This is a genomic window from Thalassospira permensis NBRC 106175 (assembly GCF_000714555.1).
Lineage (GTDB): Bacteria > Pseudomonadota > Alphaproteobacteria > Rhodospirillales > Thalassospiraceae > Thalassospira > Thalassospira xiamenensis.
This window is the reverse complement of sequence record NZ_AUNC01000010.1, coordinates 36,403-50,756: the sequence shown is the minus strand read 5'-3', so window position 1 is coordinate 50,756 and position 14,354 is coordinate 36,403. Positions and strand designations below refer to the sequence as shown.

At 53.6% G+C, this 14,354-nt stretch carries 14 protein-coding genes; 4 read left to right on the top strand and 10 right to left on the bottom strand.

Annotation, left to right across the window (positions count from 1 at the left end):
• Position 1: 1 nt before the first annotated feature.
• From SMB34_RS06535 to SMB34_RS06510, 6 genes are all read right to left on the bottom strand, one after another.
• On the bottom strand, positions 2-1,366 hold the full coding sequence (locus SMB34_RS06535) for an NAD(P)-dependent oxidoreductase (RefSeq protein WP_037988639.1): 1,365 nt from the start codon (positions 1,364-1,366) through the stop codon (positions 2-4).
• A gap of 379 nt (positions 1,367-1,745) precedes the next feature.
• Positions 1,746-2,582, bottom strand: coding sequence for an ABC transporter permease (locus SMB34_RS06530; RefSeq protein WP_037988713.1), 837 nt, complete (start codon positions 2,580-2,582; stop codon positions 1,746-1,748).
• Positions 2,583-2,631: 49 nt separating this feature from the next.
• Complete coding sequence (locus SMB34_RS06525) at positions 2,632-3,702, bottom strand: extracellular solute-binding protein (RefSeq protein ID WP_037988636.1); 1,071 nt, start codon at positions 3,700-3,702, stop codon at positions 2,632-2,634.
• 38 nt (positions 3,703-3,740) lie between these two features.
• Complete coding sequence (locus SMB34_RS06520; RefSeq protein ID WP_037988634.1) at positions 3,741-4,793, bottom strand: ABC transporter ATP-binding protein; 1,053 nt, start codon at positions 4,791-4,793, stop codon at positions 3,741-3,743.
• The gene (locus SMB34_RS06515) at positions 4,790-5,575 is read right to left on the bottom strand and encodes an ABC transporter permease (RefSeq protein ID WP_037988631.1); all 786 of its coding nucleotides are present in this window, start codon (positions 5,573-5,575) and stop codon (positions 4,790-4,792) included. The genes SMB34_RS06520 and SMB34_RS06515 overlap by 4 nt, the downstream gene beginning before the upstream one ends.
• Before the next feature lie 157 nt (positions 5,576-5,732).
• Positions 5,733-6,386 (bottom strand): TIGR00725 family protein, encoded by a 654-nt coding sequence (locus SMB34_RS06510; protein ID WP_037988710.1) that lies wholly within the window; start codon positions 6,384-6,386, stop codon positions 5,733-5,735.
• A gap of 90 nt (positions 6,387-6,476) precedes the next feature.
• Between SMB34_RS06510 and SMB34_RS06505 the strand changes: the two genes are divergently transcribed.
• Together SMB34_RS06505 and SMB34_RS06500 are read left to right on the top strand one after the other, a co-directional pair.
• Positions 6,477-7,265, top strand: coding sequence for a DeoR/GlpR family DNA-binding transcription regulator (locus SMB34_RS06505; protein WP_037988628.1), 789 nt, complete (start codon positions 6,477-6,479; stop codon positions 7,263-7,265).
• Between the two features lie 170 nt (positions 7,266-7,435).
• Positions 7,436-9,082: a U32 family peptidase gene (locus SMB34_RS06500; protein WP_037988625.1), complete on the top strand. Its 1,647-nt coding sequence runs from the start codon at positions 7,436-7,438 to the stop codon at positions 9,080-9,082.
• A 60-nt stretch (positions 9,083-9,142) separates the two neighbouring features.
• On the opposite strand, the gene SMB34_RS06495 is transcribed toward SMB34_RS06500, so the two are convergent.
• The 4 genes from SMB34_RS06495 to SMB34_RS06480 all read right to left on the bottom strand — a co-directional run bounded on the left by SMB34_RS06495 (position 9,143) and on the right by SMB34_RS06480 (position 12,090).
• Positions 9,143-9,736 carry a DedA family protein gene (locus tag SMB34_RS06495; protein ID WP_037988622.1) on the bottom strand — a complete coding sequence of 198 codons (594 nt, stop codon included), beginning with the start codon at positions 9,734-9,736 and terminating at the stop codon, positions 9,143-9,145.
• Positions 9,737-9,822: 86 nt separating this feature from the next.
• Positions 9,823-10,404: a hypothetical protein gene (locus SMB34_RS06490; protein ID WP_007091556.1), complete on the bottom strand. Its 582-nt coding sequence runs from the start codon at positions 10,402-10,404 to the stop codon at positions 9,823-9,825.
• Positions 10,405-10,438: 34 nt separating this feature from the next.
• Positions 10,439-10,852, bottom strand: coding sequence for a DUF3830 family protein (locus tag SMB34_RS06485; protein WP_037988706.1), 414 nt, complete (start codon positions 10,850-10,852; stop codon positions 10,439-10,441).
• Positions 10,853-10,863: 11 nt separating this feature from the next.
• A complete protein-coding gene (locus tag SMB34_RS06480) occupies positions 10,864-12,090 on the bottom strand; it encodes an ArsB/NhaD family transporter (protein WP_007091558.1) in 1,227 nt (408 codons plus the stop codon).
• Between the two features lie 599 nt (positions 12,091-12,689).
• Here SMB34_RS06480 and SMB34_RS06475 point away from each other — a divergent pair.
• Both SMB34_RS06475 and SMB34_RS06470 read left to right on the top strand, forming a co-directional pair.
• Positions 12,690-13,823 (top strand): type III PLP-dependent enzyme, encoded by a 1,134-nt coding sequence (locus tag SMB34_RS06475; protein WP_007091559.1) that lies wholly within the window; start codon positions 12,690-12,692, stop codon positions 13,821-13,823.
• An 11-nt stretch (positions 13,824-13,834) separates the two neighbouring features.
• Positions 13,835-14,341 carry a GNAT family N-acetyltransferase gene (locus SMB34_RS06470; protein ID WP_007091560.1) on the top strand — a complete coding sequence of 169 codons (507 nt, stop codon included), beginning with the start codon at positions 13,835-13,837 and terminating at the stop codon, positions 14,339-14,341.
• Positions 14,342-14,354 lie beyond the last annotated feature (13 nt).

Sequence of the window (14,354 nt, the reverse complement as noted above, 5' to 3'; positions counted from 1 at the left end):
CTTATGCGGTTTTAAGGAACGCGTCGATGGCAATCGCGGCCTGCTTGCCGTCTTCGACCGACTGAACTGTCAGGTCCTCGCCACTTTTGATGCAATCCCCACCAGCAAAGATGCCAGATGCGGTTGTCTGGTAATTTTCATCGACCACGATCTTGCCACCGGCGATCTCCATTCCGGCAAGATCATCTGTTTTGATTTTCTGCCCGATGGCCTTCAGGATCTGGTCGGCGCGAATTTCAAATTTCTCACCGGTGCCGACAAGCTTGCCGTCATGAAGTTCCGTTTTCTCGAACTCCATGCCGATCAACTTGCCATTGGCCTTGATCGCGACCGGCTTGGCCCAGTGGCGCACGACAACGCCATTGATCTTGGCCAGTTCCTGTTCATATTCTGTGGCCGACATATGTTCAGCCCCGCGACGATAGACCAATGTGACTTCGTCCGCGCCAAGGCGTTTGGCCTGGATCGCGGCATCAACTGCAGTGTTGCCACCGCCGATCACGATCACATTATTGCCAACCGGCATGTCGGATTTCGGTTCGGTCTGGCGAAGTTGCTCGATAAAGGCAATCGCGTCATCGACACCATCAAATGCCTCTCCCGGCAGGCCAAGTTCGTTGGTCGCGCCAAGCCCGACCCCAACAAACACCGCATCATATCCGTCACGCAAAGCCCCAAGACTGATGTCACGGCCAAGCGCCTTGCCATACTCGATCCGGATGCCGCCAATGCCCAAAAGGAATTCAACCTCGCGCTGGGCGAAATCATTGGTCATTTTGTACGCCGCAAGACCATATTCATTAAGCCCGCCCGGCTTTGCCTTGGCCTCAAACACCGTCACATCATGGCCAAGCATCGCCGCGCGATGCGCGCATGAAAGCCCCGCCGGACCGGCACCGACCACCGCAATCTGTTTACCGGTCAGGGGGGCCCGTTTGAACGGATGGGGCAATTCATCGCGCGCCATCAGGTGATCAACCGCAAAACGCTGCAGACTGCCGATTTCAACCGCGACATCTTCGGACACATTGCGCACACAGGCTTGTTCGCACAGCACTTCTGTCGGACAGGCGCGCGCACAGGTGCCCCCCATGATATTGGCCGACAGGATGGTTTTGGCTGCCCCATCAGGGTTGCCGGTGCTGATTTTGCGGATGAAGCCCGGAATATCGATTGATGTCGGGCATGCCGTAACGCATGGCGCGTCATAGCAATACAGGCAGCGATTGCTTTCGGCCATGGCCTGCAAGGTGGAATAGGCCGGATGCAGATCGGAAAATCCGTCATCGGGATCATTATGGCCGATATGTCCCGAGCCGTGGATAGCACCTGATTTCGAAACTTGCTTGCCCTGCAAGATGGTCATGTTTTGTCTCCCTGCCAAAAAGGCGTCCTCTCCTGGCGTCAGCGAGAGACAAAACAAGAATGGCATTCTCAAAAAACCAGCCGCCCTTGGAAGCCTAAAAAAGCTCCGGATGGATTTATGGCGTATGCGGACGGGCGGGCCCGACCAACTCTGGGTCTTCAGTCAATGACATTCTTGGCGTATCCGTCCGGCTTATTGCCGGACTGTTTCCCAGTATTCGATCTGTCGCGCCTTTTTTGAATTTCGGGTTATTCCCGGTTGATAGCGCGTACAGATGCCTCTCTCTGACCCATACAGCATGTCCAATCCTGATCATTTGGTCAAGATTAAAATTCAACACAGGATTGCAAGATGTGTGAGACATTAAAATCGCGCCTTGCTATGCATCCATGCGCGCAGGCTTCCTTTCTGTAGTGACCGTTTCCGCGACCGAAATCACCAGTACACAAATCGACATCAAAACAACTGAAATCGCCGATGCAGCAGGCAAATCACTGCCCGTTTCCGCAATTTTGGAGTAGAGCACCAGAGGCAGGATATTTACTTGTGTCCCAACCAGAGCTAACGCCGTACCGTACGCACCAAACGCCACCGCCGATGTAAGACAGAATGCCGAGACAAAACCCGGTACAAGTTGGGGCACCAAAACATCAACATGCGCCCGAAAACCCGACGCCCCCATAGTCTTTGCAGCCTGGATCTGGCTTCGGTCAAAATTTATAAGTGGTGGCAACAAGATCATCACTACCCGCGGTATCAGATAGTATGAGTAGGCAAATCCCAAGCCGATTGGCGAGAAAATAAATCCGCCAACAACAGAAGGCTCAGCCCCGACTTCCGCCAAAAGCATTGTAACAAATCCCGCCCTGCCAAAGGTCAGAATAAATCCATAAGCAATAATCAGCCCGGAAAACGTCAGCGGCAGCGAGATCAGAAACATCAAAGCTGAGCGAAACCGTTCTGATTTTTGCGACAGATGCAAAGAGACGAAATAGCCCACGATCAAAGAAAAGAGCGGTGCGGCCAATCCGATCACCAGACTGCCACGCAACCCGGCCCAGAAAACGGGATCGGAGGCGACCCTGCCATAGGCAGAGCCACCATCCGAGAGCGAGTCAGCAACAACGAAAACCAGCGGCAAAATGAAGAACGCACCGAGAAACACCGTTGCCGGTAATGCAAGCCAGAGCAACGTGCTCTTGTGACGTCCAACCATTATCTTCATTCTCCGCTTTTCAGGTCTTTTTATTGCGTTAAAAACTCAGTCAATCACCAAGAACGGCCTTGGACCAACCGGTATCAATATCCGCCTTCAGCGCAGTCGCCTTGACGATATCAATCGGGCGAATCTGAGGGGCGTCGGGCATTTTATCAGCCACTTCTGGAGACAGCTTGACACCCGGAACCGACGGACGGACATATCCTTCGGCAAAGGTGGCCTGGCCCTCATCTGTCATGATGTAGTTGAGCCAAAGCTTTGCAGACGAAGGGTTCGGACCGTTTTTTACCATGCTGATCGCATAAGGCGCAGCCGCCGATGCTTCTTTCGGGATGACGACATCTATGTCATCCCCCATGCCGTCCTTGTATTTCGCTTTCAAGCCATCATTTTCATACCCAATCCAGATCGGAATTTCGCCTTTGAGGAACTGCGCATAGGGCGTCGTCCCGACGGTGCGCAGGACATTGCCGCTGTCATGCAGACGCGCAAGGTAATCGATACCCGGCTGAATGTTATCCATATCGCCGCCGTTGCCAAATGCCGCACCAAAAACAACAACCTGCCCCTGACCAGTCGAGCGCGGATCAAGATAGACAATCGAATTCTTGTATCCGGATTTCAGAAGATCAGCCCAGCTTTCCGGGGTTTCTTTGACCAGCTTTTTGTTTACCAGAAATGCAATATTGAGCTTGTGAACGGTAAACCATTTTCCGTCTTTCTCACGAAGTTCATCCGGCAGCTTGTCAAAATTGACAGGCTCAAACGGCGCAACAACATCCTTGGCTACCGCATCAAGTGCAGAACCGGCAAAGTAATAGGCAGTATCGGCTTGCGGACGATTGCGCGACTTGTCCAGCGCAACAACAGTCGCAGCCGAGCCTAGATCGTTATAGACCATTTCAACCCCCGGATAGCGGGCCTTGAAATTCTTGAATTGTGATGACCAGTTTGCCCAGGTCGGCCCGGTATCAAATGATACAATAAGACCTTCTTCCTGCGCTTTTTCATAAAGGGCCTGTTCACCATCATAAAGCTCAGGCCCGTCAAAGGCGCTGGCGGTAAACGGCGCAAGAGATAGAGCAGCAACCAGCGCCGCCTTGAACTTGAAATTCATCGAATGTCTCCTTGAGGGGGGGGGGATATCGGAATGGACTAAGAGCGAAGAATCCGAACCTGGTCCGGAGCAATCGAGACACCCGCAACAGTGCCACGATATCCTGTTTCACCAGTTATGATCTGGTCTCCAAGGGCAATGTCGTATCGACGTACTGCGCCAAGGAACCTGTCCTGAACAAGATCACCTTGGAAATAATTTACGCTATGATGCGTCCCACCCTCTGCGGCGGAGGGCTCACTGATCACCGGCATAACGGCTTCGGGGCGAACAAGCAGCGTCACGGATGCGCCGACTTGCCAATCCTCTGCGTTACAGACGACTTCGCCAAGCTCGGTCAACACCCGGTTGGGGCACAGCACTTTGCCCGGCCACAGATTGGCCTTGCCGACAAAGGCGGCGACTGTTTTATCAACTGGATTGTCGTAAAGATCACGCGGCGCGGCAAGCTGAAGCAAACTGCCTTCATGAATGACGGCGACCCTGTCTGCCATGGACAAGGCTTCTTCCTGATCGTGGGTAACAAGGATCGCGGCGATGTTGGCCGTGCGCTGGATATGGGTAATCAGATCACGCATCTCGCCACGCAAAGAAGCATCAAGCGCTGACAACGGTTCATCAAGCAAAAGCGCCTTTGGCTGATAGACAAGCGCACGTGCAAGCGCAACACGCTGCTGCTGCCCTCCAGAAAGGGTCGCGGGCATGCGATCAACGGCATGAGCCAGACCGACCTCCTGCAAGGCTTTGCGTGCGCGCTCAATTCGTTCATCGCGTGCAACACGGCGAAGCTGAAGCGGGTAGGCTATGTTTTCAAGCACCGTCATATGCGGGAACAGGGCGTAGGATTGAAACACAATGCCAAGATCACGATGCCGTGCAGCAACACCTTTCATATCCCGACCGCTGATCTCGATGCGTCCCTGCTGCGGGTCCATAAATCCGGCGAGAAGCTTCAAAAGAGTACTCTTCCCGGAACCGGAGGGACCGATCACCGCCAGCAGTTCTCCGGTTTTGACATCAAAATTGATATCAGTAAGACCGCCTTTGCCATCCGCATAACGATAGGTGACATTTTCAAAACGGATGGTCATGGGCGTGCCTTTTGACGAAAATGTGAGAAATGCGCCCCGGCAGCACTGGCACATGCCGCCATCAAGGCAAGAAAGATCAAAACCACCGTGGCCGCACAAGCCAACCCGGTCGCACCATAAAATGCCTGCAACAGGACAACCGGATAGGTTCGCGAAAGAAAGCCCGCCACAAGGTTGGAAATCTGGAATTCACCAATGGAAATCGCTGTAACCATCATCAGACCGGACAAGAGGCTGTAGCGGAGTGAGGGAATAACGATATCGCGAAAACGCTGCCAGAAACCTGCACCAAGCGTTTCGGCAACCCTTTCCATTCCAGCAATACCAAGCCGATCCATATCCCCAAGGAGGGTTCCCACCAGATATGGCAGCGTCAACACCACATGCGCACAGACCAGAAGCCAGGTCGTACCGAGCCAAGGGGTATAATTGCTTGAAAATACGATAATAAATCCAAAGCCCAAGACAAGCTCAGGTACGGCAACGGGCAATAGGGTGAAAATACGCGCGGCCAGTCGAATGCCACGGTTAGCTGCCGAAAACACAGCGTAAGCAAACGGCACCCCAAGCAGAACGTTGATAACACATGTAGCAACAACGACCTGCAAACTGGTCAGAAAGGCTCGCTGAAAACTGGAATCCCCGGCGACCTCAAGGTACCAATCGAATGTCATACCGCTGGGCAGCAGGCTGTTGGTCCAGCTCGTGCCAAATGACCCTACCACCAACAGAAGAATCGGTGTCACCAGATACAAACAATATAAAAAAGTCACCAGACCCATAAAAAAAATTCCAGAGTGGCAAGACTAGAAGGGAAACGATATCGCGGCCAAAAAAATGGCCCACCGAACATCGTCCGAGGGCCAAGCTATGCGAGTCTGAAAATTTACACAAATGTAAGTTTAATGACATTTGTGAACACAAAAATCGCCGCGACTGTCAATTCACACCCAGCCCCAAAAATGCACTGGCGATCTTTGACAAAACACTATCGACATCCTCGCAACGCACGACGCCGGGCACAACCGGCGCACTGGGAAGAGCGAAAACAGGACGATCATAATGCAGTCCATAAGCCATTTCCGTGATCGTGCCATATCCACCGCCCACAGCAATCAAAAGCCGTGCGGACCTTGCAATAACGGAATTACGCGTCGGACCAATACCGGTTGCCAACGGGATTGTGACATATGGATTTGCCGTCTCGAACTCATCACCGGGCAACAGACCAAGGACCATGCCCCCCGCTTCATAAGCCCCGCGTGACGCGGCTTCCATAACACCAGTGCGCCCGCCAGTCAGCAGGGTATAGCCAATTTCAGCCAACCCCTTCCCAAGCGCTTCGGCATCCGCGCACTCAGCGTCACTAGCAATCTTTGCGCCAATGACCGCAACCGGAACCTGGCGCACTTTTTGATTCTGAAACAACCAACGCACAGCCTCTTGTGGGGTAACCGCCTGTAAGTTCACCTCGGATATCACAACCGAACCGGCGACCTCATCGTCCTGAGCTTCCCAGCAAAGTGCCCAAGGATCAAATACTTTGCCCGCACAGCGCAGGACAGAGTTTCCCGTATCAATATGCAATTGCATGTTGCAATATCCTTTTTCCATCGCAATAAACTGGCCCGTTATGTAAACTAATTTACAATTCGAAACCAGAAAAGATTACAAGGCAGAAGAATGACATCGCCGACGACGCACGATATTCCAGTCGATCTGAGCCCCAGACAAAATGAAATCCTTCACATCATCCGTGATCAGGGATTTGCAACTCTTGAAGCTTTGGCCGACATTTTTGACGTGTCGACACAAACCATTCGTCGCGATGTCATCGACCTCAGCAAACAGGGATTTTTGCAACGTTTTCATGGCGGCGCAGGCCTACCCAACAGCATGGTCCGTCTGGGGCATGAACAGAAAAACCGCCTTTCGCCAGAAGCCAAACAACGTATCGGAGAGCGCGCAGCACGCATGATCCCGAACGGGGCATCTGTATTTCTTGATGTCGGCACCACGGTCGAAGCCCTTGCTCGTGCCCTTGGTAAACATCGTAACCTGCGACTGGTGACCAACAGCTTGCTGTGCGCTTCAATCGCCTCGGCGCAATCGCATCAGGAGATTCACGTTATCGGTGGCCTGATATATGGCAGCGACGGATCCTTGGTCAGCAACGACGCCCCCGCAGCCATTCGACGCTTTGCCTTTGATTACTGCGTGATCGGGTGTTCGGGCTTTGACAAAAATGGCACTCCGCTCGATCATGACAGGCAAAAGGTCGCGATCAAGAATGCAGCGATCCGCTCGTCACGGCACAGCATCCTGATTGCGGATCAATCGAAATTCCAAGCTCATCCCTTCATGCGAATTGCCGAAACCACGGATTTCAGTGATTTCGTTACCGACATGATCCCACCACCCCACATCAATGATGCCTTTGAACAGGCAGGGGTCTGCATCACCGTCGTCTGATAGAGAGTGACAGCAACACTGCGTAATGCAAGGACATGGCTGTTGCGCAGCAATGCTCCTATGCAACATAGCGCAAATATGCGATTTTAATCGGCACAGGCAGCAGGCTGTGATAGAAGCCGCAGCACAAGATTTCCCGCAGACGACAAAATAGAAAAGACCCGCAAGTGATGAGTAATCAATCGCGCCGTTCCGAATTGCTGATGCCCGCTGGCTCGCTCGAAAAACTGAAAGTCGCCGTCCTTTATGGGGCTGACGCGGTTTACATGGGCACGCCGGACCTCTCACTTCGGGTCAAAAGCCAGATGTCGCTTGATGATGTGGTCGAAGGGATCGACTTCGCCCATGAACATGGCGTTCGCGTTTACCTGACGCTGAACCTGTTCTCGCACAACAAGGATATCGACAAGCTGCCGGAATATGTCGACACCGTGCGCAAGGTCCGCCCCGACGGGCTGATCGTTGCCGATCCCGGTGTTTTCATGTTTGTCCGTGAACATGCCCCGGAACTTGACCTGCATGTTTCGACACAGGCCAATGTCTGTTCTTGGCAATCGGTCAAATTCTGGCAAAGCATCGGTGCCAAACTGGTCGTTCTGGGCCGCGAGGTTTCCTACGAAGAACTGACCGAAATCCGCGCCAAATGCCAGGACATCAAGATCGAGGCCTTCGTGCATGGCTCGATGTGCATGACCTATTCCGGGCGTTGCCTGTTGTCGAACTTCATGGCCGAACGCGGTGCAAATCAGGGTGCCTGCGCCAATTCGTGCCGCTGGAAATACAAAGTCCACATGAAGCTCAAGGACGGCACGGTCAAGGAACTCAAACTGACCGAAGAAAACCTCGAAATGTTTGACTTCTTCCTTGAAGAAGACATGCGTCCGGGCGAACTGATGGAAATTCAGGAAGACGAACGTGGTTCTTATATCCTGAATTCGCGCGATCTTTGCATCATGCCGAAGCTCGAAGATTACCTGAAAATCGGTGTCGATAGCCTCAAGGTCGAAGGCCGCGGCAAAAGCCCCTATTACGCTGGCCTCGTTGCGCGCGCCTATCGCATGGCGATTGATGACTGGTACAAGGACCCGGAAAACTGGTCAGCCGAAGAATATATGAAGGAACTGGCGACCATCCCGAACCGTGGCTATACGTTGGCATTCCACGATGGCCGCCTGACCAATTATGCACATGGCTATGACAGCAATACCAATGTGTCCGATTGGGAGTTTGCCGGAATGATCGAAGAAGTCGAAGACGACGCCTTCATCATGTCGGTCAAAAACCGCATGCTGCCCGGCGATGTGATCGAAATCGTCCCGCCGCGCTCGCGCCAGACCATTTTCATCCGCATGTATGAATTCATTGATGCTGCCACCGGTAAGGTCGGCGAAGCGGTGCATGCCAATACCCATCCGCGCATCCGCCTGCCGTTCTCCCTGTTTGAACAGGAAGACCCGGAATTCCTGAAGCGCGAAATCCTGCCGATGACCATCGTGCGCAAGGAAAAGGCCCTGTCCGAAGACGAATGGCAACGCCTGAAACTTGATCAGGAAGGCCACAAGATCGAAATGGGCAAAGGCAATGAAGAACGCTATGACGCCAAGCGCGAAGCGCTTCAGACTGCCCTTGATGACCGCCAGAAAGAACGCTCTTTCAGAACACCGCGCGTCGGCACCAAGGGATGCTGCGGCCGTGGCTGTAATGGCTGCCTGATCTTCTGGCACGATGAAAGTTACGCCAAGGCGCGTGAAATTCTTGCCAAACGCAAACAGGGCGAGATGCTCGAAAAAGACGGCAAAACGATTGCGGCTGAATAAGCTCGCGCCAAGCCCGAAGACAGAAACGGCAGTCTGATCAGGCTGCCGTTTTTCTTTTGGCTACCTGATGGCCTTTTCGGCCTGTTGCTCCAGCTTTTCGATCCGGCGCAAGCCCAGCCAGCCCAAGGCAAGAAACATAACAAGCAGGATCGGACTGAGCAGCGTCAGATTGCGTTCCAAAAGTTCCGACATCCCCTCGCCCAAGACGTATCCAAGCGCAAAGAACGCTCCGATCCAGATCAGAATCGAGATGATGCTCAGAGGCAGGAACCGCATGAATGACATGGAACTCATGCCGACCGGAAACACACTGATCGAGCGGACGGTGTTGGGATAGCGACACAGCATGATATAGGCGACACCATAATGCTCGAACAGGCGCATGGTTTTGCCCAGCCACTTTGAAAACGAGTCAGGAAGTTTTCTGACAATCGCATCGCCATATTTCCGGCCCAGCCAAAAGCGCACCATGTCTCCGACAAATGCGCCGGAAATCATCGCAGCCATGGATGGACCGATCAGAAGGCTTTCGGAGACGACAAAGATGCCGACAAAAACCGGCAGGATGCTGGCCTTGCTGACGCAATAGGTAAAGATCAGCGTATAGACCAGTTGCTGATGATCCTGAATCCAAAGATTTATTGTCTCGAACACGTCCGCACTCGCCCGACTGCCCCAAAGATAAGAAGGTTTCTAGATCAGTCAGGTCATATAAGCGAGTGTGCGGCTTCACACTATCATTAAGTCTCTTCGGATGTTTTGCCATCCAGAGGTTCACACCCCAGTGTGATCACAGAATTAAATACGTGACAAGCAAGGTGAGCTATGTGGCTTTGTAGCTCCGTGAGAAGTGCAACATCAATTGCGGTCTCAAATCTCCTCAGCTTTCGATCCACATAAAACACTTCAGACTGCCCTCTACTATCCGGCGCTCTCCAAGACCCGTGGCATAGTGGATTTCTGTAGGCAGCAACTTTCTTCAGCTCGTCGATTAACTCATCAATCATCAAAATCCGAACATTTTGATGAGCACGCACTGCATTTTCAAAATCAACGATTAGTTTCCCTAAAGGATCATACAAAGCCTTCGCTAACGTCAATTCCCATTTATCTAGCGCTTCTTCAGCTTGCTCTTCAGGAGCTTTCTTTGCTCCTGTTATGGCGGAAATAGCATGTCCAAGTCTTTCTTCCAAAAACCCGAATGAAGCAATCACACGACCTAACTGTTCCCAAAGTTCAGGAGGATGTCTATGCGTAGGAAACTGAGCAGGTTGGCTAGATGGATCACAATCCAAGAGCTTGGGTTTATGCTTAGGCTCCATTTAAGACCACCCTACACAAGTGATTAAGCTTCGGTCACACGATTTCAAACCGGATCGGCTGAGCACCTTCCCAAAGCGTCATCTTGCCGAGCTTCTCAAGGTCCTCAAAATTGCTGATGACCGTGATGAAATGGTTGCCCGCAAGCTGGCCGACCTTGGATGCAAAATGCACACCGCCATAGGCCAGCAGGATTTCGGTTTCGCTGATCCCGCCGAGATAGAGGATGATCTGGCCCGGAGCCGGAAAACTGGTATGGTTTTCGTAACCGACACCAAACTGATAATCGCCAAGCGGCATCCACACGCCCTCGCCGCTCCATCGGACATGGACGGCTTTGCTTTCAAACGGCATGCGATCCATGAACGCCTTGCAGGTTTGCGGCGCCTTGTCGATTTCAAGCCCCCCGTCAAAGGTAAAAGGGCCAGCGGTGATTTTAATCTTGGTCATGATAAATCCATTCAAACAAATAGCATGATCCAGCCCCACGCAAACGCAAGACTGATCAGGGTAACCGGGATGCCGATGCGGGCATAATCGCCAAAGCCGATGGTAATACCGGCGGCACGGGCCTGTTCGACCGCAATGATATTGGCAACCGAACCGACAATTAAAAAGTTGCCCGACAATGTGCTGAAAACCGCAAGCCCATGCAACAGCTCCGGCGTCCAGTCCGGGCCAAGCGACAGCAACATCATGACCAACGGCACATTGCCAATCGTGTTACTGCCCGCAAGCGAAAGGGTTGCCAGCACCGCCGGATTATCAATCCGAAGCCCGGACAAAGCATCACGGAAAAACGCGGCAATAGCATCATCCCCGGCCATTGCCCCGGTAACGATGAACAGCCCGCAAAACAGGGCCAGCAAATGCCAGTCGACTCTGCCCAGCACCTGATCAGTGCCAAGCCTTCGGCTGAGCAACAGCACGGCCACAATCAGCAGTGACCAAAGGGCGCGGTCCTCGACAAAGATAAAAATCGCAATTACCGCAAGGGTCGCCGCCACCGCCTTGATCAGCATCAGCCGGTCAAGGATGATCGCAGTGCCTTCGTCCAGCGCCGAGCCGTTTGGCACCGGATCAAACGCGGCCCGTGTCATCGGCCCAAAGCCAATCACGCCATAGACAATTAAAAGCCCGATCAGGGCGGGCACTCCGCACGCCAAAAGGAAGGCGGTAAAATCAAGCTGCCCGAATTCGGCAATCATCAGGTTCTGCGGATTGCCGATCAATGTCGCGGCCGATCCGGCATTGGCCGCACACGCCACCGCAATCACATAAGGACGCGGATCAAGCCTGCGTGCCATCACCCCCTGTATCAGGATCGGCGTCACCGCCCAGACGACAACATCGTTGGTCATCACCGCCGACAGGCCGCCACAAATTGCAATCACCCCGGCCAGAAGCCCGCGCGGAGTCAAATCAAGATGGGTGATCCGGCTACCGATCCAGTCAAAGAAACCGCTGGCGGCATATTGCGATGACAACACCATCAGGGTCAGCAAAACCGAAAGTGTCGCGAAATCGACCGATGCGAGTGCCGCATCCCCATCAACCGCGCCGCTTAACAAAAGCACCAGCGCCCCGATCAGCGCAATCCCCGTGCGATTGATCGCAAGCCCCGGCCAACGCCCCAGCGCCATGCCGATGTAGACTCCGCCAAATACGGCAACAACCAGCCAGTCCAATCCGTGTCATCCTGTTTAAATTCGGCGCGCAATAGCCGCCTGTTATTTACCGCTACTCTGGTAATCGGACGCGGTCAATCACATCTCGGGCAGGCTGCGGGATATGCACAAATTGCAATGCCCCATGTTGAAATCCGATAAATCACCTTCTTGCCAATCCCAAAACCGGCCTTTCGCGCCATTTTGTGCGAAGCAACATGCTTTGTTCGACGTTTCTGCGGTTGTTCCATGACAAAACGCCATAAAATTTCACTTGCACGTGGAGTTTAACAGGCGTACATCGCGACTTGCCCAAAGTCGCACGTGCCTGTGGTGGTCCTGCTTATGGAACCCTGTAGGACTTACTTAAAGCAACGACGGTGTAGGGCTTTTTTGGTCTCAGGTGGTTGTCCAAATACCACCGACACTGAAGAGGCACACCATCATTGCCCTACGTGCGGACGGGAAACTCCCATCCATAGCGAGGCAAAAAGTTTCGCAAGTTCCGGTAGGCACCGGAGCTTATCAGCCTGTCGGTAGTCCGCGTTACTGCGCCTCCACCGCGCCTAAACGCATCAGGTACCGCAAGCTGCCATATCGTGGAATGGGAGAACGCCCCAATGGCAACGCAGCGTATTATCGATTTTCTCGCCCAGAACCGACCGGAAGGTCCGTGCCTGGTCGTCGACCTTGACGTGGTTCAGCGTAACTACGAAACCTTCACCCGTGCCCTGCCGGATTCCCGCATTTTCTATGCGGTCAAGGCAAACCCGGCACCGGAAGTTCTCAGCCTGCTTGCCGATCTAGGTAGCAACTTCGACACTGCATCCGTGCCCGAAATCGAAATGGCGATGGCCGCAGGTGCGAGCCCAGAGCGTATTTCGTTTGGCAACACCATCAAGAAAGAACGCGACATTGCGCGTGCCTACGAAATGGGTGTTCGTCTGTTCGCCGTTGATTGCGTGGAAGAAGTCGAAAAGATTGCCCGTGTTGCGCCAGCTTCGCGTGTGTTCTGCCGTATCCTGACCGACGGCGAAGGTGCCGAATGGCCGCTGTCGCGCAAATTCGGTTGCGCGCCGAGCATGGCGCTTGAAGTACTCGAACATGCCCATCACATGGGTCTGGACGCCTATGGCGTTTCCTTCCATGTCGGATCGCAGCAGTGCAATCTTGATGCTTGGAACATCGCCCTTGCAGAAGCCTCTTCGATTTTCCGCACCCTGGCCGAAAAGGGCATCGTCCTTCGCATGGTCAATATGGGCGGCGGTTTCCCGACCCGTTATCTGCGCGACGTTCCGGCAACCGAAGCATACGGTGCTGCAATCATCGACGCGCTTCACAACCATTTCGGCAATCACATGCCCGAAACCATCATCGAACCGGGCCGTGGCATGGTTGGCGATGCAGGCGTGATCAAAGCTGAAGTCGTTCTGATTTCGCGCAAACATGCCGATGACGATGTGCGTTGGGTTTACCTTGATATCGGTAAATTCGGCGGCCTTGCCGAAACCATGGACGAGGCAATCCGTTATCCGATCACCACGATCCATGACGGCGGCGATGTTGCACCGTGCGTTCTTGCAGGTCCGACCTGTGATTCGGCCGACGTACTCTACGAAAAGAAACCCTACGACCTGCCGGTTGCACTGACAATCGGTGACGAGGTTCTGATCGAAGCAACCGGTGCTTATACCACCACTTATGCCTCGGTGGCGTTCAACGGTTTCGCACCGCTGACCGCCTATGTGATCTAGGGATCGCATCAATGATCGTGATTGATCGCGAAAACAGCCTTTCGCACGTTGAACGTGAAAAGCTGCTTGATCGCGTCATGGGTCCGGCGCGCTTTCAGAAATCGTCTGAATTGCTGCGTCGTGGCCGCCTTCCGGCTGACGGTCTGGCGTTTGTCGCCTTTGATGGCAAACACATGATCGGAACTGTCCGGTTGTGGAATGTCAAAGCCGGTGACAGCGGATCTTCGCTGTTGCTGGGGCCGCTTGCGGTTGAAAAGGCCTATAACGGCTCGGGCGTTGGTGCGGGTTTGATGTATGCGGCGCTCAATGCTGCACAGTCAGCCGGGCACCAGTCAGTTCTGCTGGTCGGCGACCCGGATTATTACGCGCGCTTCGGCTTCCATGCGGCCCCTGCCAACGGGCTTCTGATGCCCGGACATTTTGATCGCCACCGGTTCCTTGGCATCAATCTTGGCAATGGCGATGCCCTTTCAGGTTCCACGGGCATCCTTCGGGCCACTGGCCAGATGACACATTAAGATGGCACATTGA